Origin of the sequence: Cupriavidus sp. WS (genome assembly GCF_000395345.1) — a bacterium.
Classification (GTDB): Bacteria; Pseudomonadota; Gammaproteobacteria; order Burkholderiales; family Burkholderiaceae; genus Cupriavidus; species Cupriavidus basilensis_B.
In genome coordinates, this window is the sequence record NZ_AQPL01000521.1 from 1 (window position 1) to 1,232 (window position 1,232).

The following is a 1,232-nucleotide window of genomic DNA, read 5'->3' on the forward strand; positions in this document are numbered from 1 at the left end:
GTGCCGCCCAGGCGCACTTCGTCCTTGGGATCGTCATAGGCATTGCCTTCGCAGCAGGCCACGTTCAGGCCGAGCTGGCCGGCGCGGATGGCGGCGATGTAGCCGCCGGGGCCGGCGCCGATCACCAGTACGTCGAATTGTTTGCTCATGGATTTCCTTTTGCGGCCCTGGCGGGGCAACGTCGCCCGCCGGGCCGCCATCAACTCTTCGGTCCGCCCTGCCCGCCCGCGCCACGCGGATGGCGGGCGCGGCGGGCACGGCTTCGGTCACTGCGGTTGCAGCAAAGGCTTACAGGTCCAGCAGCAGGCGTGCCGGATCTTCCAGCGCGTCCTTCATCGCGACCAGGCCCAGCACGGCTTCGCGGCCGTCGATGATGCGGTGGTCGTAGGACATCGCCAGGTAGTTCATCGGGCGGATCACGATCTGGCCGTCTTCCACCACCGGGCGGTCCTTGGTGGCGTGCACGCCCAGGATGGCCGACTGCGGCGGGTTGATGATCGGGGTCGACAGCATCGAGCCGAACACGCCGCCGTTGGAGATCGAGAACGTGCCGCCGGTCATTTCCTCGATCGACAGCTTGCCGTCCTTGGCCTTCTGGCCGAATTCGGCGATCTTCTTCTCGATGTCGGCCAGGCTGAGCTGGTCGGCGTTGCGCAGGATCGGCACCACCAGGCCGCGCGGCGAACCGACCGCGATGCCGATGTCGAAGTAGCCGTGGTAGACGATGTCGTTGCCGTCGATCGAGGCGTTGATCAGCGGGAACTTCTTCAGCGCGTGGACCGCGGCCTTGACGAAGAACGACATGAAGCCCAGCTTGACGCCGTGCTCCTTCTCGAAGCGGTCCTTGTACTTGTTGCGCAGGTCCATCACCGGCTTCATGTTCACTTCATTGAAGGTGGTGAGGATGGCGTTGGTGGCTTGCGACTGCAGCAGGCGCTCGGCGATGCGCGCGCGCAGGCGGCTCATCGGCACGCGCTCTTCCGGACGGTCGCCGAGGGCGGCGAAGTCGACCGGCGCGGCCACTTGCTGCAGCGCGGGCTTGGCGGCGGCGGGTGCCGGGGCGGCCTTGGCGGCCGGCGCGGCGGCGGCGCCCAGCACGTCGCCCTTGGTGATGCGGCCATCGCGGCCGGTGCCGGCGACCTGGCTGGCCGACAGGCCGCCTTCGGCCATCAGCTTGGCGGCCGAGGGCATGGCCACGGCGCCGGCAGCGGCGGGCGCGGCGGCCGGCGCGG

The 1,232-nt window shown here is 69.1% G+C and carries 2 protein-coding genes; both read right to left on the reverse strand.

Features of this window, described 5'->3' with window-relative positions; all coding sequences use genetic code 11:
* The coding region (locus K206_RS43350) for an FAD-dependent oxidoreductase (RefSeq protein ID WP_155888382.1) at positions 1–149 on the reverse strand (149 nt) is incomplete at its 3' end.
* A 139-nt stretch (positions 150–288) separates the two neighbouring features.
* A partial coding sequence (odhB, locus tag K206_RS0133360; protein ID WP_020206640.1) for a 2-oxoglutarate dehydrogenase complex dihydrolipoyllysine-residue succinyltransferase occupies positions 289–1,232 on the reverse strand: 944 nt, incomplete at its 5' end.